The 21,862-nt window shown below is 54.8% G+C and carries 19 protein-coding genes; 10 read left to right on the top strand and 9 right to left on the bottom strand.

The window, feature by feature from the left end; translation table 11 throughout:
• Nucleotides 1-102 precede the first annotated feature (102 nt).
• Complete coding sequence (locus N512_RS24335; RefSeq protein ID WP_096142632.1) at nucleotides 103-279, top strand: hypothetical protein; 177 nt, start codon at nucleotides 103-105, stop codon at nucleotides 277-279.
• Here the strand turns inward: N512_RS24335 and truC are convergent.
• A complete protein-coding gene (gene truC / locus N512_RS0106940) occupies nucleotides 276-1,118 on the bottom strand; it encodes a tRNA pseudouridine(65) synthase TruC (protein WP_028779844.1) in 843 nt (280 codons plus the stop codon). The two genes, N512_RS24335 and truC, sit on opposite strands and share 4 nt — an antisense overlap.
• Entirely contained in the window at nucleotides 1,090-1,413 is a 324-nt protein-coding gene (locus tag N512_RS0106935; RefSeq protein WP_028779843.1) for a YqcC family protein, read from the bottom strand. Before N512_RS0106935 ends, truC begins: the two co-directional genes overlap by 29 nt.
• Nucleotides 1,414-1,517: 104 nt before the next feature.
• Between N512_RS0106935 and N512_RS0106930 the strand changes: the two genes are divergently transcribed.
• Nucleotides 1,518-2,531 carry a DUF3549 family protein gene (locus tag N512_RS0106930; RefSeq protein WP_028779842.1) on the top strand — a complete coding sequence of 338 codons (1,014 nt, stop codon included), beginning with the start codon at nucleotides 1,518-1,520 and terminating at the stop codon, nucleotides 2,529-2,531.
• A complete protein-coding gene (locus N512_RS0106925; protein WP_025010973.1) occupies nucleotides 2,528-2,917 on the top strand; it encodes a DUF3301 domain-containing protein in 390 nt (129 codons plus the stop codon). Before N512_RS0106930 ends, N512_RS0106925 begins: the two co-directional genes overlap by 4 nt.
• A gap of 1,003 nt (nucleotides 2,918-3,920) precedes the next feature.
• Here the strand turns inward: N512_RS0106925 and N512_RS0106920 are convergent.
• From N512_RS0106920 to N512_RS0106905, 3 genes are all read right to left on the bottom strand, one after another.
• On the bottom strand, nucleotides 3,921-4,256 hold the full coding sequence (locus N512_RS0106920; RefSeq protein WP_028779841.1) for a hypothetical protein: 336 nt from the start codon (nucleotides 4,254-4,256) through the stop codon (nucleotides 3,921-3,923).
• Between the two features lie 436 nt (nucleotides 4,257-4,692).
• Nucleotides 4,693-4,998, bottom strand: coding sequence for a DUF962 domain-containing protein (locus N512_RS0106910; RefSeq protein ID WP_028779840.1), 306 nt, complete (start codon nucleotides 4,996-4,998; stop codon nucleotides 4,693-4,695).
• A gap of 12 nt (nucleotides 4,999-5,010) precedes the next feature.
• Nucleotides 5,011-5,661 (bottom strand): GNAT family N-acetyltransferase, encoded by a 651-nt coding sequence (locus tag N512_RS0106905; RefSeq protein ID WP_028779839.1) that lies wholly within the window; start codon nucleotides 5,659-5,661, stop codon nucleotides 5,011-5,013.
• Between the two features lie 504 nt (nucleotides 5,662-6,165).
• Here N512_RS0106905 and N512_RS0106900 point away from each other — a divergent pair.
• Nucleotides 6,166-6,396: a DUF2789 domain-containing protein gene (locus N512_RS0106900; protein ID WP_025010969.1), complete on the top strand. Its 231-nt coding sequence runs from the start codon at nucleotides 6,166-6,168 to the stop codon at nucleotides 6,394-6,396.
• Between the two features lie 22 nt (nucleotides 6,397-6,418).
• On the opposite strand, the gene N512_RS0106895 is transcribed toward N512_RS0106900, so the two are convergent.
• Nucleotides 6,419-6,784, bottom strand: a complete 366-nt coding sequence (locus N512_RS0106895; protein WP_037466957.1) for a DUF3192 domain-containing protein — start codon at nucleotides 6,782-6,784, stop codon at nucleotides 6,419-6,421.
• Between the two features lie 166 nt (nucleotides 6,785-6,950).
• Here N512_RS0106895 and N512_RS0106890 point away from each other — a divergent pair, with 166 nt between their 5' ends.
• Both N512_RS0106890 and N512_RS0106885 read left to right on the top strand, forming a co-directional pair.
• On the top strand, nucleotides 6,951-7,289 hold the full coding sequence (locus N512_RS0106890; protein ID WP_028779838.1) for a hypothetical protein: 339 nt from the start codon (nucleotides 6,951-6,953) through the stop codon (nucleotides 7,287-7,289).
• Complete coding sequence (locus N512_RS0106885) at nucleotides 7,289-8,062, top strand: Zn-ribbon-containing protein (protein ID WP_028779837.1); 774 nt, start codon at nucleotides 7,289-7,291, stop codon at nucleotides 8,060-8,062. Before N512_RS0106890 ends, N512_RS0106885 begins: the two co-directional genes overlap by 1 nt.
• 41 nt (nucleotides 8,063-8,103) lie before the next feature.
• On the opposite strand, the gene syd is transcribed toward N512_RS0106885, so the two are convergent.
• Nucleotides 8,104-8,745, bottom strand: coding sequence for a SecY-interacting protein (gene syd / locus N512_RS0106880; RefSeq protein ID WP_028779836.1), 642 nt, complete (start codon nucleotides 8,743-8,745; stop codon nucleotides 8,104-8,106).
• A 59-nt stretch (nucleotides 8,746-8,804) separates the two neighbouring features.
• On the opposite strand from syd, the gene queF reads away from it, so the two are divergent.
• Complete coding sequence (gene queF, locus N512_RS0106875) at nucleotides 8,805-9,662, top strand: NADPH-dependent 7-cyano-7-deazaguanine reductase QueF (RefSeq protein WP_028779835.1); 858 nt, start codon at nucleotides 8,805-8,807, stop codon at nucleotides 9,660-9,662.
• 61 nt (nucleotides 9,663-9,723) lie between these two features.
• On the opposite strand, the gene N512_RS0106870 is transcribed toward queF, so the two are convergent.
• On the bottom strand, nucleotides 9,724-10,464 hold the full coding sequence (locus tag N512_RS0106870; protein WP_156029103.1) for a 4'-phosphopantetheinyl transferase family protein: 741 nt from the start codon (nucleotides 10,462-10,464) through the stop codon (nucleotides 9,724-9,726).
• Between the two features lie 75 nt (nucleotides 10,465-10,539).
• Nucleotides 10,540-10,824, bottom strand: coding sequence for a hypothetical protein (locus tag N512_RS0106865; protein WP_144221234.1), 285 nt, complete (start codon nucleotides 10,822-10,824; stop codon nucleotides 10,540-10,542).
• 392 nt (nucleotides 10,825-11,216) lie between these two features.
• Between N512_RS0106865 and N512_RS0106860 the strand changes: the two genes are divergently transcribed.
• The 3 genes from N512_RS0106860 to N512_RS23725 are packed head-to-tail and all read left to right on the top strand — an operon-like array spanning nucleotide 11,217 to nucleotide 21,855.
• The gene (locus tag N512_RS0106860; protein WP_051472692.1) at nucleotides 11,217-12,002 is read left to right on the top strand and encodes a helix-turn-helix domain-containing protein; all 786 of its coding nucleotides are present in this window, start codon (nucleotides 11,217-11,219) and stop codon (nucleotides 12,000-12,002) included.
• Nucleotides 11,999-19,558, top strand: a complete 7,560-nt coding sequence (locus N512_RS22430; RefSeq protein ID WP_051472691.1) for a type I polyketide synthase — start codon at nucleotides 11,999-12,001, stop codon at nucleotides 19,556-19,558. The genes N512_RS0106860 and N512_RS22430 overlap by 4 nt, the downstream gene beginning before the upstream one ends.
• The gene (locus tag N512_RS23725) at nucleotides 19,555-21,855 is read left to right on the top strand and encodes a PfaB family protein (RefSeq protein ID WP_028779831.1); all 2,301 of its coding nucleotides are present in this window, start codon (nucleotides 19,555-19,557) and stop codon (nucleotides 21,853-21,855) included. Before N512_RS22430 ends, N512_RS23725 begins: the two co-directional genes overlap by 4 nt.
• Nucleotides 21,856-21,862: the final 7 nt, after the last annotated feature.

Genomic DNA, 21,862 nt, shown 5'->3' with positions numbered 1-21,862 from the left:
TATTCATTGTTCTCCACCATACTGTATCGTCTGCTTGTGCTGCAAGCACAAGCATCAACAGACACCAAGCCGACACGCCACTGGCGATAAGGAAACGCAGCGATGCGACAGAGCAGCAGGCAGAAACTTCAGAAGCAACACCAAAGGGCAACTCATGTCCGCCGTATGTGTTACTTCAGAGCCGCTCAACAAGACCAACACCACGCCCACTATCCACTCGACGCCTATCGTCCCTTACTTGACATGATGCACAAGCGCACCAATAAAGACGAAACCTAAGCCAGCAGCAAACTGCTGTCTGACTCAAGCTGGGACTCGTCCCAGCCCAGGCCTTCGAACACTTGCAGCCATTCGGCCTCCGGCTCTGTCACTATGGTGACGGGTTCGCCTGTCGTTGGGTGAGTGAAACTCAAGCTCTGAGCCAACAACCATAAACGGTTGAGGCCGAAGTGTTCGCGAAAGAAACGGTTTTGCTTGCCATCGCCATGGGTGGTGTCACCTATGATGGGGTGACGCAGATGAGCCATATGCCTTCTGAGCTGATGCTTGCGCCCAGTCTGCGGCGAGAGACGTATCAAGGCAAAACGACTGCTGGGGTAACGCCCTGACGGGAAAGGGATTTCGGCATTGAGCAGCGGCGCATATTGAGTAATGGCGTCCTGGACTTCCTTGTTGCGGTCGGCATGTTTATCGGCCACGGCATCGAGCTCTTCTTTGAGTGAATAGTCCAGCGTACCGGCTTGGTGCATATTGCCGCGCACCAGGGCCAGATACTCCTTGCGTGTCTCGCGCCCGGCAAACTGCTGACATAAAATAGCGGCAATTTCACTGCTCTTGGCGAACAACAAGACACCCGAGGTCGGCCTATCCAACCTGTGCACAGGAAACACATGGCAACCTACCAGATCCCGGGTCAGCTGCATGGCGAAAAAACGCTCTTTTCGCGCCAGATAGGTTCTATGCACCAGTAATCCCGCCGGTTTATGGATGGCAACCAAGTGTTCATCTTCATAGAGGATACGGATCTCGGGGCACTCTTCATCCACAGGTGTCAAAGCTTGCTCCGAAATCTCGGCTTGAAGCTGGGTCTCATCTTGCTTGTTTGGTAAGGAGTTCATCCAAGGTTCTCAACAAAGTGATCAAATTACGGTATGTGGGCGCTTCGCCCCAGACATGCTCGGCCATAGGTGCAGTTGCTATGGCTGATGGCAGCGGCATTTCGGCGTCTATCAGCGTGCGCATTTTTGGCAACAAAATAAACTGCAACCAGGCTTCAAATGCCATGCTGTCGCAGGCAAAGGGCGCCTGACTGGCCATGGCTGCCGCGCCAGGTTCGGTTGCGCTCCACATTCCCTGCGCTTTCAACTCGGCCTCTATGGCCAACAGGAGTTTTTCAGTCGCCAGAAAAGGCATCTGTCACCTCGCAGATCCAAAACAATAAATTGGCACCAATCATACCATCGGGCCAAGCTTATCCCTATAATGCACCGCATTTGTTGTACAAGAGTCAAACGAGCATGGACAGTATCACTACCCTCAGCGAACTTCTCAGCGCCGCCAACACCCAATATCAGGTCTATGATCTCGGCCGCCGGGTGCAACACATAGATCCCATGGCGTTTCATCAGATAGAGGCCCTTCAAAGCCCCTATCCCTTCCCCATACAAGGGCATGCCCAGTTTGCCCTGGTGTTCTGGGATGGCAGTAATCAGCAATATATCTGGTTCCTGAAATTACCTTTGGATGAGCGCGGACTCCTGGTCCCTGCTGCACGCAGCCAGTTTATTCAGATGTTGCTTGAAGCCATGGGGGAAAACCTGACCCGTGAACTGACCGAAGCCCAACAGCAACAGATGGCCAATCATCCCTTCAGTTTCAAGCCGCCGCAGGAAAAACTAGCCCTGTTCAACGCCTTGGTGCGCAAACAACTGGGACAAGCCGCTTCTGTGCAGTATGAATATGCCTGCCAATACCTGAGCGGCAAGGTGGCTGCCGAAAACTGGCAACATTTGGGACTGCAAGGGCTGGCGGATATCTGTGCCCGGGTCAATGAACTGGATCACTCAGCCCTGTTGCAACAAGGGTTGAGCAAAGGCGCCACCGAGGTGCAAATTGCCCTTTGCCAGCAACTGGAACATATACTATTGCCAGAGCCGCTTGCCGAAACGCTCTTCCAGGCATTCAAAGACGCTGCCCCCGAGCATAAGGTTTACTTCCTTCGCGCCTTGGCATCTCACCCTGAACTCTGCCAACAGGCGATAACAGAGCTGGATAGTCAGCAGGCGCTGAATATTGACGCCTTGATCGCCATCGCCGCCCGTTGCTGGTATAGCCTGAAACAGGATGAGTGCCGCAAAATTTATCTCGAGGCTCTGGCTTTGCAGGAGCAAAGCTTCTTTAATCAAATCTTTGCTGATATTGTGGCCATACCCGGGATACGTACCCAGGTATTGAGCGAACTTCGCAATCCTCACCGCAGTGACCGCCTATCAGGCGCCATCGGCGGTCTGTTCAGGGCGACCACAGAATGATGACAGATTTTCTCCTGATCGCAGCGCTGGTAATGATTGCTGCGTTTTTCTGGCAGTTGCGACAAATGGCCGAACTCAGTCGGATATTTGCCGAGCGGGAATGCCAACGGCAAAAGGTGCAGATGCTGGCCATCGCCATGGAGTCAGCCCGACCCAGCATAGGCGGCAAGAACGGCCTGTGCTGGAATGCACGCTTTATGTTTGAGTTCAGTACCGATGGCATCAACCAGTATCGCGGCCATATCCTGATGCACGGTAAACAGATCCAGAAAATTGAATGGCCAATATTTCCCGAACCCGAGTGGCATGAAGCGCCAACTGCCAGAGGCAGCGTCGGTGGCGGTTGTGGCTCCCGCGGAGGTTGCAGTTCGGGTAAGTGCCGCTGATATTTTGCTGCATCTGACAGAAAACTGAGCCGCCCCTGTCGTTGAAGAATCAGTAAAGTTTGCCAGGTTACACAGATAAAGAATCAGAAAAATGGCAGCAGACTCTTGCGCCATCAAAGTTTGAGAACCATTTAAGTCCCCAAATAAAAAATCCCTAAAATAAGAAAGGGCGCGACAATTAAGCCGCGCCCATCTGTTTCTCTGTTAAGCCTTCCAGCTATTAAGTTGCTTCCCTGCACCATCCATGCGTATGCCGTGCGTCCTGCGCTCCCTGTACCATCCTGGTGAGTCCCTGTACTTGCGTACCTGTTCCCTTAGTCCCGATTATCCCTTGATCGGGCCTTGCTCTATCCTTAAGCGTGTCCAGTATCGTCCTTGCGCATCCGTTCAATACATCCTGTTTCGTCTTCCTGACGCTGACCACATTCCTTGGGTCAGTACCTTTCCCTGTTTGCCATCATCCTGATAGGCATCTTCCTTGAGTCATCCCTGGACCGTGTTCCTCACGGTTTAGGTCTTCCTGACCTTGTTCCCTGAATCATCCTTGTCCTTGGATGACTTAAATACTAATCCAATCCCGGCCACAGGGTTGTACAGAAACCGTTCAATAACTCGTGCAACTTTTTTATAGCAATTGAAATATATCGCATAACCAATTAATTTTAAAAGGCTTAATTGTTTTTTAACGACAAAACCCTCTATTTAACTCTTGTTTGTCTCACAGTCTTGTGAGACATCTCGCACACGATGCCCGGCTTTAATGGAAAACGGTGTGTAGTCAAAGACACATCGCCTATAAATCAGTACCGGAATGACCCTAGCTTTAATGACGCCCTATAAGAAAAAACAGCAAAAGAAAAGGCGCGTCCTAAGACGCGCCCTATTTACTGCTGTCAGCCATCCCGCTGAGTTGTGCTCCCTGCACCTTCCATGCGTATGAATTTCTTCCTGTGGACACCTTGTCTCAGTTACGACAGCTTCCAAGCTATCTTTTCATCCCTGCTTACAACCATCCTGGTGTCTGCTCAATTCCCTTGAGCCTCCTTGTGGCCTCCTGGCACTCATCTTCCATGTTTGCCCATCCACTAGCAGCTGTCGTCCATGAGTTGGGTATTCCCTTAACCCAAAGGCTGGCATCCCTGAGCCTGTCCTCTACTTCGTCCTGAACGCTTTCCTTAGCAGACCTTCCTGTCTCAAATTGCCTTTCCTGGCGCGGCAATTTCCTTATTACCGGAAAAATCTCCTGTGTATCCATCATGGATACTGCTTTCCCTGCGAGCCATTTCCTTGGCTTGAACTTCCCTGGAATGGTTTCAAGACCTCCTGTCTTGATTGTCATCCATGACTGAAATCCATTTAGCAGGCTTCCTTGCAGCTCGTCCTTGCATAGGCCTTTCCAAAACGTGTCATCCTGACACTTGCCCTTCCTTGGCTGCCGCCTTAAACTCCTTGGCGTTGCTTTCCTTGCAGCTCCCTCTTCCTTGAGGCCCTCTCTTCCTTGAGGCTCGTAATTTCAGCTCCTTTCCTTGGAAGCTCTGTCAAAGCATCCTGCCCTGACCACAACTTAAGTGTACCCAAGGACCCCTCTTTGAGATGGTCAATTTTAGAACATGCTGGGAATGACAAATATTCAGCTGTCGCTAATAAAAGACTAAGCACTTGTTTATTAAAAATATTTAATTATTCGCTAGTAAGAACAGCCAATAAGGCTTATGTTTGTCGCACAACTTTGTGAGACATGTCTCACATTGGTACTGGTAAATAACCAAAAACACTCAGAAACGACGTTTGCCACTGACAAATTGGGCCAACATGACCCAGTCAGCCATCAAGCTATAGACTGGGTATTGAAAGGTCGCCGGCTTATTGTGTTCAAAACCAAAGTGACCCATCCAGGCAAAGCCATAACCCACCACAGGCAGAGCCAAGAGCCATACAAATTGTCCACTAAGCAGGCTGAATAACAGAATAAGCAATACCAGGGTCGAACCTAGATAATGCAAACCTCGGCATACGGGATCGGAATGCTGAGACAGGTAGAAAGGATAAAACTCAGCAAAACTCTTGTACTTTTGCTCCATGCTTAACTCCTGTTATTGGTAGACGTCATCATCGGTATGACTGTGGTAAAAGAGCAACTCTCCGGTTAACTGCCCTACATTGAGCTCAACCACGGGTACAAAGCCTTGCTCTCGGAACAGATGAGAATGGCCATCCTCAGTCACAAAGACTCCAACCCCTTCCAGCTCCGGCTGCTCATCACACCAACCCAATACCGCCTGGACGAGCAACTTGCCATAACCCTTGCGCTGCTCGGTTAAAGCTACTGCAATGAACTGTATAATGCCGTATTCAGTAGCCGGCAGGTGCTCCAGAATTGAATTCTCCTTCTGCATCAACTTCTGCGTCGATTGCCAGCCCGTCCCCAGCAGCATTTTCAAACGCCAATGCCAATAGCGCCCCTCCCCCTGGGGAAGTGATGAGGTCACCACGCAGGCAACCCCAATCAAGCGCTCAGCGTCGAACAACCCAATAAGAGGCTGCTCCTGTTGCCAAAGCTCATTGAGCTCTTCACGGATCGCAGCTCTGAGCTTTTGTTCATATTCGGCGGCATTGGCGGCCGGCAAGGTCTGCTGAAAAAACGCATCATCGTGATAGGCGTTATAGAGAATTGATGCGGCCAGGCGCAAATCTTCCGCTGTCAGGTAGACGGCACGCAGAGAATCGGGAGTCTGGGTTTCCATTTGTTGTTGTCCTTGTCAGCCAAAAGGGCAATTTCCAATTTAACAATATTGGATCAAAGTGCAATATCTTGATCTTGCTTGCCAGGCATTGTCACTTCATCTTTAGGCAGATTGGTATAAGCTAAGGAAGGCGCGAACAAGTCCCATGTGGGCTCTGCGTCGGCTTACGGGCTTGGATGCAAGGCGTAGTTCGCAGCAAATGGCCCTAGTCCTTTGCAAGAAGCACAACACAGCAGGCAGGCCTGTAAGCCACGCCCTTAGGGGCTTTCACAGCAACCGGCTCTCTGCGTTATCTGACTTCGACAGACCCCGGCATGCCTTCAGTCATATGCCTTGAACGCCAATTGCTGTGCAAGCCACTCTCTACAAAAGAGAAGGCCACGAGGACTTATTCGCACCTTCCCTAAGGGGAAGGAATAAGGCTTACTATCTGTTTTATTAAGGCTTGTTCACCCATCACTCATCACCTTGGCAATATATGTCGGGATTTCAGGAGGTCAGAATATGGATACCACCCACACAGACTTGGCCCATTTATTTGAGCAATTGGGACTCCCCAGCAGCAGCAAGGCGATAGAAGGTTTTATCGGCACACATTCTATCCCCGAGGGAGTCAAACTGGTGGATGCACCATTCTGGAATGAAGCGCAGCGCACTTTTTTAACAGAGGCTCTGGCCGAGGACGCCCAATGGTCAGACACCATAGACCATTTGGACGCCCAGCTCAGGAGTTGATTGAAATTGGGATGAGTGTGAATTACAGCTGCGCGTAGGCCTTATCGCCCCAGCCAATCAGTTGTTGATCGCGAAACACCAAGGGGGTGCACTCATCCTTGGTGGTCTTGCCATCACTGTGTCTGTGGCGGGTACGGTAAAATAGTACCTGTACTTGCTGATCATTGGAGAGAAAGGCTTCATTAAAGTCGGCCTGCCCCATGAGCTGCTGCACCTGTTGCTGATCCATCCCCAGAGTCAACTTGGCCAGTTGTTGCTGATTTTGCTGTTGCTGCAGCTGCCAGGACTCCTTTTCATCCCAGTTGGCTTCGTGATCGCCGACATTGACCACACAGGCACTAAGCCCTAAGCTTGCAATCCCCATCAGTGGCAGTAATAACTTGTTCATTGTCACTCCTTGTTATATTTATCAAATGTTGACTTTTGTTAAGCAAATGCAGCAAACGCTATGCAACATGCAGGCCAACAAATAAACTGATAAATATCAAAATGATAAAAGCAAACAACTGCTGCACTATGTAGCTATTCGCGAAAATGTGAGGTTTTTTACCAAGATGTCCACTCCACTGGAACAGGTCATGGCCGCCGCGGCGGCAGTAGCCCAAAGCGGCCATACTCCCTCTCTGGCACTGATTAAGGCAAGACTCGGCAACAAGTTACCAATGCCACTGCTGGTTGAAGGTCTGCAGCGTTTCAAATCCATGCCAGAGAGTGAACGGGAAAAACTGCTTGAAGACGCACCTCAACTGCAAGAAACCGTGCCACAACAAGCTGTCACCACAGTAGAAGTTCTCCAGCAGGAAATCAGCCGGCTACGCCAGGAACAGCAGCAACTGAAACAAGAATTCGCGGCCTTGCAACAAAGACTCGCCAAGCTTGAGGGCCAGCAATAATGTTTGTCTGCGAACTCAGGTTTGAATGCTTTGCCAACACCACTATCAGCGCCGCAGAAAAAGCCATCAATACCCTGCTTGAAGCCTGGCGGGCCAACGGTCAGGTATTGGGGCGCGAATTTGCGGTGGCCTTTAGGGACGGGGAGTTCAGAGTCAGGCTGCTGCTACCGGAAGAAACCAGTCTGGCCAACAGGCACAACAGTCCCTGGGCCAAACAGGCGTTGCAGCAGTTAACCGAGGCCAAACTGCTGGCCCCCAAGGAAAAGCTCATAGGTCAGGATATCAATTCCGAGGTCAGCACCCTGGAGCCTCCAAGTTGGCAGCTACTTTATACCAGCTATGTGCATATGTGCTCACCACTGCGCAGCGGCGATAACTTGCTACCCATTCCCCTTTACCGTATTCCCGCGACCTTCAACGGCGATCACAAGCGGGTGATCCGTTGGCAAACCGAGTGGCAAGCCTGTGATGAACTGCAGATGGCCGCAGCAACCAAGGCTGAATTTGCCGCCCTCGAGGAGCTTTCCAGCCCGGACAGCGATCTGTTCCGCCGCGGCTGGGATCTGCGCGGCCGTATCGAATATCTGACCCAAATTCCTACCTATTACTACCTTTACCGGGTCGGGGGAGAGAGTAAGCAAGCCGAATTGGCCCGTCCTTGCCCCCGCTGCGGCAACCCGGACTGGCGCCAACCCAGCCCATTGCTGGATCTGTTTCATTTCCGCTGTGACAACTGCCGAATAGTCTCCAACCTCTCCTGGGATCATCAATAGCAGTGATCATCAATCAATAATGATTGTGGTAACCCCGACTGTCAGCGGCGGGAAAACAGGTGTTGCCACATAAGCTTCATCCGCGCCCAGAGACCGGGATGGTCGACATTCGCCATGGCCGGCTCCACAGGCTCAACCGCCGGCGCCACTCTGGGGCGCAGCAAAGCGAGAAACTCTTCCAGACTGTCTGCCAGCTTCTTTGAGGGGAGCTCACCCGGGGTCTCACGCCAGACAGCACCGGTTTCGTTATCCACGCAGATCATCTCATCACCTTGCCCCAATAGGCCGATAAACCAGGTCGGTGGCTGCTTGAGCTTGCGTTTCATCATCAGGTGCCCAATCAGATTCTGCTGCAGGAACTCAAAATCGTCCTGACTCCAGGGCTGCAGTAGTTCCCCTTCGCCGAAATCGGCTTCAAACAACAGATGCGCGGCAAAAAACTGTCCATAAAACTCGTCGATATCGGCATGCAGCGGCAACTCCAGCGCATGACTGACATTGGCAAAACTGCCTGGCTGTTCACGGCGAATAGTCTGCCACAGTAGAGGATCTTCGCCATTCTCCTGCAGCAAACAGGGTGAGGCTTCTCCCCTGCCATAATATCTGGGGCCTTCCCCCAGACTCGACTGGTAACTTTGATGATAACGGCTGAGAAATTGCTCCAACGCCTGGGCACAAGACACTTATCGCACTTCCAAATTCAGGTATAATGGTGGCCTATTTTGACACGGAAACCCGCTTGATGACACAGAATCACGACCCTTACCGGAACGCCGAAGCCTTATCTGGCCTGACACTGGGTCAGCAGACAGATTATCAAGAGCATTACGCCCCTGAGCTGTTGCAGGGTGTGCCCCGCAAACTCAACCGTGATGCAATCAACCTGAGTGCGCCTCTGCCGTTTCAGGGGGCCGATATCTGGACCGGCTATGAACTCTCCTGGCTCAATGCCAAGGGCAAGCCCATGGTGGCCATCGCCGAGTTCCAACTGGATCTCAACAGTGAGCATTTAATTGAGTCCAAATCCTTCAAGCTCTATCTGAACAGTTTCAATCAAACCCGCTTTGACAGTACTGAAGCCGTCGAGGAAACCCTGACCCAAGATCTGAGCCGCTGTGCCAATGGCGAGGTAAAAGTCAGAGTGATTGAGCCCAAGCACTTCAACAGCCAGAGAGTTGTTGAGCTGCCGGGGCACTGCATTGACGATCTGGATATTGAAGTCAGCGACTATGAGTTCAACCCCAAATGGCTCGAAGACAGCACAGACGACAAGCAGATAGTCGCCGAGACCTTGAACTCCAACCTGCTTAAGTCCAACTGTTTGATCACCTCACAGCCTGATTGGGGCAGCGTAATGATCCGCTACCAGGGACCCAAGATAGACAGGGAAAAACTGCTGCGTTATCTGATCTCTTTCCGCCAGCATAACGAGTTCCACGAGCAGTGTGTGGAGCGGATATTCACCGATCTGAAGCGTTTCTGCCATTGCAGTAAGTTGACCGTCTACGCCCGCTACACCCGCAGAGGCGGATTGGACATCAACCCTTTCCGCAGTGACTTTGAGCACGTGCCGGAAAGCCAACGCCTGGCAAGACAGTAATCGAACATAAAGCGGCTTTAAAGCCGCTTTTTCATTCTTGCCGGTAACCTATTTCAGAGTGCTACTGACCAAGGTGCCACTGCAGTTGCCAGTTGATGGCTGCAGGCGCCCCCAGCGTCAGGGCCAATCGATAACCCGGCTCCATATGGCCAAGCCAACTCTGCCATTGGGTGTTTTCCTTAGGCTTTAGCAAAAGCCCACGGCGCATCGAAACAATCTCGGCTGGCCGCTCGGCCGAGCATGCCTCCCCTGAGCTCAAGTCAAACGCAAAACCATCGAGCGGCTGCGCCAACCCCTTGCCGGTCGCCTTGATATAAGACTCTTTCAAGGCCCAGAGGTCGAAAAACGCCTCTCGCCGCGTGGCATCATCCAGATTTCGTAATTGCTGCAGCTCAAAAGGCGCAAAATAGTGGCGCATCACAGTATCGATAGCCGTGCGCATCCGTAAACGCTCTATATCGACTCCGAGTTGCAACTCAGGAGAAGGATGTTTCAGCAATGCCAACAGCAGCCAATCACCGCTGTGACTGAGGTTAAAATGCAGCTGAGTCTGTTGAAACTGCTCATCACAAAGGCGCGGCTTACCCTGGGGACCATAATCGAAACACCACTCCCGGGCTGCAAGGGGCGCTTGAGTACTCAGGGTCTTTCTCAGCAAGGCGCGGCTTGTTATTGCCCGTTGCTTAACCTCTTTATGGCTTATTCGGGCAAACTTTTCCCGCTCGGCCGGCGTCAGAAACAGCGCCAGGTCTTTTATTTTTAAAGGCTCACTCTGGCGTAAGGGATACAAAAAGAGTTGCACGGCGTTGATGGGAGACTCCAAAAAACCAAGGGGGAGTAGGCTATTTTGCCTTGGCCTCCCCCTCGGTCTCAAGCGCTAATCGTTCATGTTTTGCTGATTCATTTTATCGACATAGGCTCTCGCCTCTTCCCGCTCTCTTTCCCGTTGCTGGGCGGTTGTACAGCGGCGGTTGGGAATATTGCTGCCGGTGACCCTAACCCGGTCGCAGCGGTATCCCTGTTCATCGAGTCTTTGTTGGCGGGCCGCGTCCTCAGGCGACAACTCGGCGGTAGTGGTACTGGTACCACTGCAACCGGCGCCGAGTACAGTAAACAAGGCAGCACTCGCCATTCCCAGTAGATTATTTTTTGTTAAATACACCTGACACTCTCCATTTCTGTTGCTGATTCCTGTTCATCCAGTTGCCCTAAAGGCAGATACCCAGGTTGCAACATAAGCTGCAATATAAGCTGCAACAGACCACTGGGGATTAGGGATAAATAGGTATCAGATATCCATTTTTACAGCACAAAAAACCAAAACAACCAATTTATATCAATTTAAAAACAAGTTAACAACAAACGAAGTTAGCGAACAAAAGTCTTTAAAACAAAAGCAGGATTTTAAGTCCCAGATGATTGTATCGAGCGGCAGGCACTGGTAATCTGCTTCACCTGTTACTGAAATAACAGCCTGACGCTCAGTATTGTGGAAGTTTGCAACCATGGCAGACAGGCGAGAAAGGAAGCCCAAGGGCCCAGTCCCAGCTGATTATGAAGCAAACTCAAACCGGAAAACGGCGTCATCGCAATGCCACCACCACCCCGGAAATGCGCCGCTTTATCCAGGAGTCGGAGCTCAATGTCAGCCAACTGGCACGGTTACTGAATATCAGTGAAGCAACCGTTCGCAAGTGGCGTAAACGCGAGTCGACCCAGGATCAATCCCACACCCCGCATCATCTGAATACCACTCTGAGCGATATTCAGGAGTATGTGGTTGTCGGGCTGCGCTGGCAGCTCAAGATGCCGCTGGACAGGCTGTTGCAAGTCACCCAGGAGTTTATCAATCCCCATGTTTCGCGCTCCGGGCTGGCCCGCTGTCTGAAACGCCACGGCGCATCCCGGCTCGACAATATCGATGCCGCGCACTCGCTACCGCCGAAACACTTCAATAAGCTGCCGGTCTACAGCGGCAGCAAAATGCAAACCTACACCCTCAACAGCCAAACGCTCGCCGATGCGTTGATGCTGCCCAGTACCGATGAACACACTGTGGTTCAGGTCGAAGCCATGAGTATTCCCATTGGCCAACAGACCCATTCGGTACTCATAGGGATGGATCCCGTCAGCGGTTGGGTCTATGTCGACATCTATCAGGATGACGACACCCACGCCGCCGACCGCTACATAGCCTACGTCCTCAAGCGTGCCCCGTTTGCACTGCGCCGCTTGCTGGTACGCAACTATCATATTTTCCAGTCCAGGTTTCCCGCTGCCGCAAAGGCAGGGCGCAAACCCAGGCCGCAACTTGCAGCCACCAATGGAGATGCTCAATGAGCCAAGAACAAGCCTCTCAGATAGACAAACGCCTCAACAAAAGGCTGAAAGACACGCCGATTGCCATAGTCGGCATGGCGAGCCTGTTTGCCGGCAGCCGTTATCTGAACCAGTTTTGGGATCTGATCTGCGACAAGATAGACGCCATCACCCAAGTGCCCGCCGACCGCTGGCAAGTGGCAGACTATTTTGACCCCGACAAGAAAGCCGCCGACAAGAGTTACTGCAAGCGCGGCGGCTTTATCCCCGAAGTAGATTTCACCCCCATGGAGTTTGGTCTGCCGCCCAATATCCTCGAACTGACCGACACCTCGCAGTTGCTGTCGCTGGTGGTAGCCAAAGAGGTGTTGGAGGATGCAGGTATCCATGAAGGCTCGGACTATGATCGCGACCGCATCGGCATCACCTTGGGGATTGGCGGTGGCCAGAAGATCAGCCAAAGCCTCAATGCCAGGCTGCAATACCCTGTGCTGAAAAAGGTGTTCCGCGAGAGTGGCGTCAGTGAGCAGGACAGCGAAATGCTGATCCGCAAGTTCCAGGACCAATATATACACTGGGAGGAAAACTCCTTCCCGGGGTCGCTCGGCAATGTTATCGCCGGTCGGATTGCCAACCGTTTCGATCTCGGCGGCATGAACTGTGTGGTCGACGCCGCCTGTGCCGGCTCGCTGGCGGCAATGCGGATGGCGCTCACCGAGCTGACCGAAGGCCGCAGCGATATGATGCTCACCGGAGGCGTCTGCACCGACAACTCCGCCTATATGTACATGAGCTTCTCCAAGACCCCGGCCTTTACCAGCGACGAGCAGATAAAGCCGTTCGACGCCGACTCCCGCGGCATGATGATAGGCGAAGGCATAGGCATGGTGGCGCTGAAACGCCTGGATGATGCCGAGCGCGACGGTGACCGCATCTATGCGGTGATCAAAGGGGTTGGCGCCTCCAGCGACGGCAAGTTCAAGAGCATTTACGCGCCGCGCCCCGAAGGCCAGGCCAAGGCACTGCGGCGTGCCTATGATGATGCCGGGTTTCCGCCCCATACACTGGGCCTGATGGAAGCCCACGGCACAGGTACGGCCGCCGGTGATGTGGCCGAATTCAGCGGCCTCAACGCCGTAATGAGCCAGGATAATCCTGAGCTGCAGCATATTGCGCTGGGTTCAATCAAGTCCCAGGTGGGCCATACCAAGTCGACCGCCGGCACCGCCGGGGTGATCAAGGCGGCATTGGCGCTGCATCACAAGGTGTTGCCGCCCACCATCAATGTGAAGCAGCCCAACCCCAAGATGGCAGTGGAGCAATCGCCCTTCTATCTCAACACTCAAACCCGACCCTGGATGCCAAGAACCGACGGTACACCGAGGCGCGCCGCCGTCAGCTCCTTTGGCTTTGGCGGCACCAACTTCCACCTGGTATTGGAAGAGCACAGCCCCGAATTACCCAAGCAACCCTCTCGCCTGAGACGCACGCCTTTGCCGCTGCTGTTCTGCGCACCAGACAAACCGGCGCTGGTTCAAGAGATAAGCGCTCTGCTCAAGACGCTGAACTCAGATGCCCATGGCGACCTTGAAACCCTGTGTGCGCCCTATCGCCTCGGCAGCCAGACACTGGTACAAGGCCCCAGGCTGGGACTCCTTGCCTGCGACACCATAGAGCTGCAGCAAAAGCTGCAACAGGCCTTGAACAAACTGCAAAGCACGGCTGAAGAACAGCCGCAAACCCGTTGGCAACATCAGGGAATCGAGTACCGCAGCGCGCCTTTGACTGAGGCCAAGACCGCCGCCCTGTTTGCCGGTCAAGGCAGTCAGTATCTACAGATGGGCTCTGGGCTAACCCAACTCTACCCCGAGCTTCGCGCCGAATTTGCCGCCGCCGACCGTGAGTTTTCCCGCCAGGGCATAGCCGACAAGTACGGCATGGGCCCCTTGTCGGCGCGGGTGTTCCCGATAGCCAAATTCACGCCCCAGGCCAGCAAAGAGGATGAACTGGCACTGGCCAATACCCGCTTTGCCCAAAGCGCCATCGGCGCCCTCGGCATGGGACAGTTCACTCTGCTTTGCCAGGCCGGATTCCAGGCGGATATGCTGGCCGGTCACAGCTTTGGTGAGCTGTCGGCACTGCGCGCCGCTGGTGCCTTGAGCCGTGAGAGCTATTACGCGCTGGCCTTCGCCAGAAGCGATGCCATGGCCAGCGTCCCCGAGGATAAAGACCCGGGCGCCATGAGCGCCGTTATCCTGCCCTCGGCCGCTGAGCGCAATACTCTCGAGCAGCTGCTGCAGACTGAACCCGAGGTGCAGATAGCCAATTTCAACAGCCCGGTTCAGCTTGTGATTGCAGGCGCGAGTGAAGCGGTAGCCCGGCTCAACCTCAAGCTGAACGAGGCAGGTTTGCGCGCCATAGCGCTGCCGGTATCCGGGGCCTTCCACACTCCGCTGGTGGCCCATGCGCAGCAACCCTTTGCCGAGGCGATTGCCCGCCAGGGCTTGAGCGATGCGAAAACGCCTCTGTATGTCAATGCCACAGGTGACAAGCTGGCACAGGATGCCGAAAGCCTCAGAGCCAACCTGGAGCAACATATGCTCAAGCAAGTGCGCTTCAGTGAGCAGATAGAGAGCATGTACCGGGACGGCGCCAGAATATTTGTCGAGTTTGGCCCTAAAAACACCCTGGCCAGGTTGGCACAAACCACCTTGGGCGATCGCGCCGCCGAATGCCTGTTCCTGTCGCTGGACAGCCCAAGCTGTATCGATTCACTGGCCGCCGACACTGAGCTGAAGCAAGCCCTTATCAGCCTGGCATTGGCGGGCCTGCCTCTGACAGATCCCGATGCCTATCGCGCCGTACAAACCCAGGCCAAACACAAGGCCTCACCGATGACTATCAAGCTCGGTGCCAGTAACTATATCAGCCCGGCCACCGCCCGGAAGATGGCGGCCTCACTCAAAGAGGGCCGGGTCAGTCAACAGACAAAAATAGTCGAGAAAGTCGTGGAAAAAATCGTCGAGAACCCAGTAGCGGCCGCAAGCCAGAACCCGAGTCAACCGAGCCCAGCTACAGCACCACAAGCTGCAAACGGCCTCCCAGCAAACAGCGGCAGCGGATTACAGCAGTTTTTCAGCGCCCAGCAACAGTTGGCCGAGCTGCATCAGCAGTTTCTGAATATCCCACTGCAATATGGCAACAGTGTGCAGCAACTGCTCACAGAGCAAGTAAAACTGGCGACGGCTGGCAAAGCGATTCCTGACAGCCTCAATCAGACCCTAGCCATGTTCCACCAGCACCAGGCCGAGACTTTAAAGATCCACAACGACTTTATTCAGTCGCAAAATCTCGGCGCCCAGCAGTTGTTGCAACAACTTCAGGGCGGCGCTGTGTTGCCACATTCTGTGTTGACCAATGCTGTGTTGACCAAGATAGAGCAGGCCCAAGCAGTACCAGTGTCAGAGCCTATGCCCGCCCAGGCTGCAGCGCCTGTAACTCATGCCGCAGCGCCAGTCAAAGCAGCAAGCTCGCCACAGCAACCCAGCCAAGTGCTACAGAGTCGGCCTCAAGCTCCAGCCCCTGTCCCAGCAGTAGCCGTAACCACAGCCAAGCCAAGCACAGGTGTCGAAGAGCTGATGTTGCAAGTGGTGGCCGATAAGACAGGCTACCCCACAGAAATGCTGGAGCTGGGGATGGATATGGAGGCCGATCTCGGTATCGACTCCATCAAGCGGGTGGAAATTCTCGGCACAGTGCAAGATCAATTGCCCAACTTGCCACAATTGGATGCCGCCACTCTAAGTGAATGTCGCACCTTGGGGCAGATTGTCGATTATCTGCAGCAAAGCGCCGGAGTGGATTCCAGTGTGCAGCCTGAGCCAGTTTCAAATCAGAATGATGTCACGGCACTGATGCTGCAGGTAGTAGCCGACAAGACCGGCTACCCGGCCGAAATGCTGGAGCTGGGGATGGATATGGAGGCCGATCTCGGTATCGATTCCATCAAACGGGTGGAAATTCTCGGCACAGTGCAAGACAAACTGCCTGAGCTGCCGCCGCTGGACGCCGCAACTCTAAGTGAATGCCGCACCCTGGGGCAGATTGTCGACTATCTGCAGCAAAGCGCCAGTGTGAACTCCAGTGTTCAGCCACTCCTGGCTCAATCAAACACTGCTCATGCAAATCAGAATGATGTCACGGCACTGATGCTGCAGGTAGTGGCGGACAAGACCGGCTATCCGGCCGAAATGCTCGAGCTGGGGATGGATATGGAGGCCGATCTCGGTATCGATTCCATCAAGCGGGTGGAAATTCTCGGCACAGTGCAGGACCAACTGCCTGAGCTGCCGCCACTGGATGCCGCCACCCTAAGCGAATGCCGCACCCTGGGGCAGATAGTCGATTATCTGCAGCAAAGCGCCAGTGTGAACGCCAGTGTTCAGCCACTCCTGACTCAATCAAACACTGCTCATGCAAATCAAAATGATGTCACGGCACTGATGCTGCAGGTGGTGGCCGACAAGACCGGCTACCCGGCCGAAATGCTCGAGCTGGGGATGGATATGGAGGCCGACCTCGGTATCGATTCCATCAAGCGGGTGGAAATTCTCGGCACAGTGCAAGACAAACTGCCTGAGCTGCCGCCTCTGGACGCCGCCACTCTAAGTGAATGCCGCACCCTGGGGCAAATTGTCGATTATCTGCAGCAAAGCGCCGGAGTGAACGCCAGTGTTCAGCCAAGCCCGGTTCAATCAAACACTGCTCATGCAAATCAGAATGATGTCACGGCACTGATGCTGCAGGTGGTGGCCGAGAAGACCGGCTATCCAGCCGAAATGCTTGAGCCTGGGATGGATATGGAGGCCGATCTCGGTATCGATTCCATCAAGCGGGTAGAAATTCTCGGCACAGTGCAGGACAAACTGCCTGAGCTGCCGCTGCTGGACGCCGCAAGCTTAAGCGAATGCCGCACCTTGGGGCAGATCATAGATTGTTTTGCCGGCTCAAGCGCTGAGCATGCAGCCGAGCCGCTAACCCAAACCGATGAGATGCCAAACACTCAGCCGAGTGTGGCCTTGCCGCCCCATTCGGGAGTCAGCCTAAAAAAGCTGCCGGCGGCAGATAGATTCTCAGGCGCAAGCGCCGAGGCTCTGTTTGCCGCGAACAGCTGTGCGCTGCTGCTCGATGACGGCCACAATGCCGGTGTCCTGGCCAAGAAACTGACAGACAGTGGCATCAGTGTCACTCTGGTGCGCCCGGCGGCAACCGATTCGCAATCGGCGCTGGATAGCAAGCTGCCAATCCTGACTCTGGCCAGCAATGATGATGCCGGTGTCAAGGCGCTCATCGCCGGGCTCAAACAGCAAGTGGCCATCTATATCCATCTGCAGCCACAACTGCCGCGGGAACAACTCGAGGAGTTGATGCCGCTCAACATCACGGCCAAGACTCAGGTACAACTGAGCTTCCTGTTCGCCAAGCATTTGAGCCCAACCTGGCAAGCGCCGACAAAAGGCCGCCGCGCCTTTATCACTGTGGCGCGCATGGATGGTCAGCTGGGTTTCAGCGGTCAGCCCTGTGAATTGAATCAAAGCGCCCTGTTTGGCTTAACCAAGACCCTGGCGCAGGAGTGGCCTCAGGTGCATTGCCGCGCGTTGGATCTTGCTCCTGAGCTTGATGCCTCGGCGCTGGCCTCGCAAGTCATGGATGCGCTCTACAGCCCGAGCCAGGATCCGTTGGAGTGGGGCAAAAGCGCCGCCGGCAGAGTGACCCTGGTAGCGACTTCGGCCGATGACCAGATTGCTGCCGATACAGGCATGGCGCCATGCAGGCTCGATAGTTCAGATAAAATACTGGTGACCGGGGGCGCAAAAGGCGTCACCCTGGACTGTGCCCTGGCGCTGGCCCGCGAAAGTGGTAGTCACTTTATTCTCGCCGGTCGCAGCAAGGCCTTGGCATTGGAAGCATTTCCCGATTGGGCCCAAGGGCTTGAGAGCGGTCAGCTAAAAGCAGCCGCAATCACCGCGCTAATGGCCAAGGGGCAAAAGCCCTCGCCCAAGGAAGTGGAAGCCCTGATAAAACCTCTTGTCAACGCGCTTGAGATTCACGCAGCGCTCAAGCGCTTTGAGGCTATAGGTGCCAGCGCCGAATACCTGAGTCTGGATGTCAGTAACCCGGATGCGGTCGCGTCCACACTGGCGCCCATTCAGGCATTGGCGCCTATCAGCGGGCTGATTCACGGCGCCGGGGTGTTGGCCGATAAACACATCGCCGACAAGACCCTCGCCGAACTCGAATTGGTTACAGGCACCAAGGTTGGCGGCCTCTCCGCCTTGCTCAGAGCCTTGGCGCCAAACAAAAAGGCCGCCGAGCACTTAAAACTGTTGGCGCTGTTTTCCTCCGCCGCCGGTTTCTACGGCAACACAGGCCAGAGCGACTACGCCATGGCCAATGAAATTCTCAATAAAACCGCTCATCGGCTGCATCATGAGTTGCCGACCACCCGAGTGATCAGTTTCAACTGGGGCCCCTGGGATGGCGGCATGGTCAACGCGGCGCTGAAGCAGATGTTTGAGTCCCGCGGCGTCTATGTGATCCCAAGAGAAGCCGGTGCCAAGCTGTTTGCCGAGGCGATCCTGGCCCGCTCGGAGCCGCAGCTATTGATTGGCTCCAGCATGCAAGGCCCGGGTGGCAAACAAGGCCTGAACCACATAGATGTGCCAGAGGCCCAAGCCGGCCCTCAAACCCTGAGTCGCAGCATCAAGCGCCAGGAGCTGGCGCTGCTGGAAGATCACTGCATAGGTGGCAATCCGGTATGGCCGACTGTCTGCGCGCTCCAGTGGATGCTGCAAAGTGCCCAGAGCCTCTTTGGCGGCGATTGGCGCGCCGTGGACTATAAGCTGCTCAAAGGCGTGGTATTTGACAGTGATGAAAAGCGATTGCAGCTCAGCCTGACTCTGGGAACCGACGGCGAGCTGCAGGCGAGCATCAGCTGTGATGAGCGGCCTCAGTATCAGGCGACCCTACTGCCGTTAATACAGCAACCGTTAATGCAGCAGCACGCCAGTCAGCCACTGGCGCATGTTTCTATGACTGAGATAGGCGAAGGTGAGCTCCAAGTGCGTCAAGGCAGTGAGTTTTATCACAGCGGCGCCCTGTTCCATGGCCCGCAGCTGCAGGCCATTACTGAGGTGCTGCAGTTTGACGACCAAGGGCTTAGCTGCCGATACCGGCTACCGGATGCCGCATCGAGCGAAGATCGCGCCCTGCTCCAGCAAGACGCACTGCTGCAGGCCATGTTGATCTGGGCCCGGCTCAAATACGATGCCGCCAGCCTGCCCTCCTCACTGGCGGCGCTCTGGCAAAACGCCCTGCTACCTGAAAGTGACACCGGCCTTATTCGCCTGCAGGTGACCAAGCACTCCAGCCGTCAGCTCAGCGCCGATCTGGCCCTGTTCAACGCCGAGGGCCAACTGCAAACCGGGCTGGAAAATGCCAAGGTCACCATTAGCAAGGGGCTCAATGCCGCCTTTGAACCGGCCAAGGCCGCCACAGGGAATAGAGAAAGGCCTTGAGCAAAGCGATAGGCCCTATGCCTCACATTGAAGTAAAGCCAGCTGAGTCCGCGGCCGAAAAGCCGCTGCGGCTGGCACTGTGCCTGGTCGAAGAGGAGCAAAGCCTGGCGCCCAAGCTTCGGGCAGCCTTGCGCACCATCGCGTTTGATAGCAATCAGGTTCCCGACTGGCCTTGGCTGGTGGCCGAGGTCAAGGCCGGGGCAAGCCTGAGCCTGGCGCTGCCATCAAAGCAGCGGCTATTGCTGCTAAGTGCAGTCGATGCGGCGCAAGCAAGACTGCATCCCCAAGCCTTGCTGCAGGCCTTAAGCCATGGCGCTCACAAGCCGCAGCAGCTTCTTAAGCAGGCCTGGCAGCAGGCAAAACGCCCGGAGGTGGAGGAAAGGGACACTCTGTTTCTGGAGCAACCGTTGCAGCTTGAGCAGTTATGCCTGCAACTGGAGGCATTTGCCAAGCGGCGCCAGGTACAGAAAATGGCGGGGTTGCCTTTTCAAGGCAAGTCTCTGGCGCTGGTCTTCAGCTCCCCTGCTATGGCGCTGATCCTCAGCCAAGGCACAGCCTTGAGCGGCTCTTATGATAAAACAGCCCTGAGCGGTTCTTATGATAAAACAGCCTTGAGCGGTTCTTGTGATGAAGCAGCCTTGAGCGACTCTTGTGATGAAAAAGCCCTGAGCGACTCTTGCCTGAACAGCTCTGGTGTGAGCGGCTTGGCTTTTGGAAAAGAATCAACCTCTGGCCTTTGCCCCCAAGGAGCGCCCTGGCTTTTACCGCTGACCTTGATTGCCAGCCCAAAGACTCTGCTCAGTGAGGCGCAAACTGCGCTGCAGCAGGCCCAAAGTCGCCTGAACCAATCGATGAGCGCAGATGCTCTGGCGCGCTGGCTGACGGATAAGCTTGAAGCCCTGGAGCAGAGCTTTTCAGGCACAGCGCCCGAGGGCGGCGAATACTATTCGCTGGCGCTTATTGGCCGAGATGCCGCCGAGCTTATTGCCGAGAGCGAATTGCTCCTGGGTCAGCTTCGGAAAATAACGTCTTTGGCCGAACTGCCAAAGCTTGAGCTTATTACGCCAAATGGCAGCGTTTTTTGCGCCAAGCCGCTGGGCCCTGCTCGCCTCTGCTTTGTCTACCCGGGTGTCGGCACGGCTTACCATGGCATGCTCGGCGCCTTAAAGCAGGCCTTTCCCAAGAGTTATGCCGATTTTGAGGCCGCAGCAACAGCCGAAAATGTCGCCCTATCCACTCTGCTGCCAGCAGCCTTGAGCGATGCTTCTAATGAAACAGCCTTGAGCGATATTTCTTATACATCAGCCTTGAGCGATGCTTCCAAAGAAACAGCCTTGAGCGATAAAGAAGAGGCCACACCCAGTCCGGCGCCAACAATGACACTCGCCGAGCAGGCCGTTGCCGGGGTCGGCGCCAGTGTGCTGCTGACGCAGATACTGCGGCGTGAATTCAAGCTCCGCCCGGCCTTTGCCATCGGCTACTCCATGGGCGAAGCGGCCATGTTTGCCGCCAATGGCGTCTGGGACAAGCCTTTTGCTTTGGTTAAACCTACGCTGGAAAGCCGGATTTTCTCGGAGCAGATCTCGGGCGCGCTCACAGCCGTGCGCCAGGAGTGGCAACTCGATGCCAGAGACGCCATCTGCTGGAACAGTTTTCTACTGCGCATTGATACAGGCAGCATCACGCCATTATTGCAAAACCCGGCTTACTCGTGGGTCTACCTCGCCATACGTCAGGGGCCAAGCTGCGTGCTGGCCGGGGATGAGGCTCAGTGCCGGGCACTGATAAAGGCCCTTGGCAAACGCGGCGTTGCCGCCAACCGGGTCACCGCCATGCACACACCGGCGGCCCTGCGTGTAAAGCCAGAATTGACCGCCTTTTATGACAGGCCACTCTCGGGTGAGCTTGAACAGCCGCAGCCCATCTATATCAGCGCCGGCAGCGAGCAGCCGCTCAAACCTGCCAGGCTTGAGCGCAAGCAGATAGCCGAGACCATAGCGACTTGTTTCAGCCAGCCACTCGATGTGGAGTCGCTGCTGCAAAGAGCCCGAAAACATGGCGCGCAGCTGTTTCTGGAGGTCGGCGCCGACAGCCAAACCAGCAGCATTATCCAGGCGATGGCCGGAAACCAGCTCTCCAGCGATATCAAGGCCTTTGGCTGCGATCGCAAGCATAGCGGCGCCGCCGACAACAAAGCATTACTCAAGGCCCTGGCTCGACTCATCAGCCACAGGGTCCCACTGGCCACAGCGGCACTGTATCCACAGCTTGCCCGGCCCGATAACTTAGTGACGTGAGAAAGTG

Origin of the sequence: Shewanella sp. 38A_GOM-205m, from assembly GCF_000518445.1 — a bacterium.
Lineage (GTDB): Bacteria > Pseudomonadota > Gammaproteobacteria > Enterobacterales > Shewanellaceae > Shewanella > Shewanella algae.
This window is presented reverse-complemented; position numbering and strand designations above follow the sequence as displayed.

What these genes read in the sequence shown, in the direction of transcription:
- N512_RS0106930 (WP_028779842.1), top strand. Translation starts at nt 1,518, where the DNA reads ATGGACAGTATCACTACCCTCAGCGAACTTCTCAGCGCCGCCAACACC.
- N512_RS0106935 (WP_028779843.1), bottom strand. Translation starts at nt 1,413, where the DNA reads ATGCCTTTTCTGGCGACTGAAAAACTCCTGTTGGCCATAGAGGCCGAG.
- N512_RS0106900 (WP_025010969.1), top strand. Translation starts at nt 6,166, where the DNA reads ATGGATACCACCCACACAGACTTGGCCCATTTATTTGAGCAATTGGGA.
- N512_RS0106910 (WP_028779840.1), bottom strand. Translation starts at nt 4,998, where the DNA reads ATGGAGCAAAAGTACAAGAGTTTTGCTGAGTTTTATCCTTTCTACCTG.
- truC (WP_028779844.1), bottom strand. Translation starts at nt 1,118, where the DNA reads ATGAACTCCTTACCAAACAAGCAAGATGAGACCCAGCTTCAAGCCGAG.
- N512_RS0106925 (WP_025010973.1), top strand. Translation starts at nt 2,528, where the DNA reads ATGATGACAGATTTTCTCCTGATCGCAGCGCTGGTAATGATTGCTGCG.
- N512_RS22430 (WP_051472691.1), top strand. Translation starts at nt 11,999, where the DNA reads ATGAGCCAAGAACAAGCCTCTCAGATAGACAAACGCCTCAACAAAAGG.
- N512_RS0106905 (WP_028779839.1), bottom strand. Translation starts at nt 5,661, where the DNA reads ATGGAAACCCAGACTCCCGATTCTCTGCGTGCCGTCTACCTGACAGCG.
- N512_RS0106885 (WP_028779837.1), top strand. Translation starts at nt 7,289, where the DNA reads ATGTTTGTCTGCGAACTCAGGTTTGAATGCTTTGCCAACACCACTATC.
- N512_RS0106860 (WP_051472692.1), top strand. Translation starts at nt 11,217, where the DNA reads ATGAAGCAAACTCAAACCGGAAAACGGCGTCATCGCAATGCCACCACC.
- N512_RS0106890 (WP_028779838.1), top strand. Translation starts at nt 6,951, where the DNA reads ATGTCCACTCCACTGGAACAGGTCATGGCCGCCGCGGCGGCAGTAGCC.
- N512_RS24335 (WP_096142632.1), top strand. Translation starts at nt 103, where the DNA reads ATGCGACAGAGCAGCAGGCAGAAACTTCAGAAGCAACACCAAAGGGCA.
- queF (WP_028779835.1), top strand. Translation starts at nt 8,805, where the DNA reads ATGACACAGAATCACGACCCTTACCGGAACGCCGAAGCCTTATCTGGC.
- N512_RS0106920 (WP_028779841.1), bottom strand. Translation starts at nt 4,256, where the DNA reads ATGACAATCAAGACAGGAGGTCTTGAAACCATTCCAGGGAAGTTCAAG.
- N512_RS0106895 (WP_037466957.1), bottom strand. Translation starts at nt 6,784, where the DNA reads ATGAACAAGTTATTACTGCCACTGATGGGGATTGCAAGCTTAGGGCTT.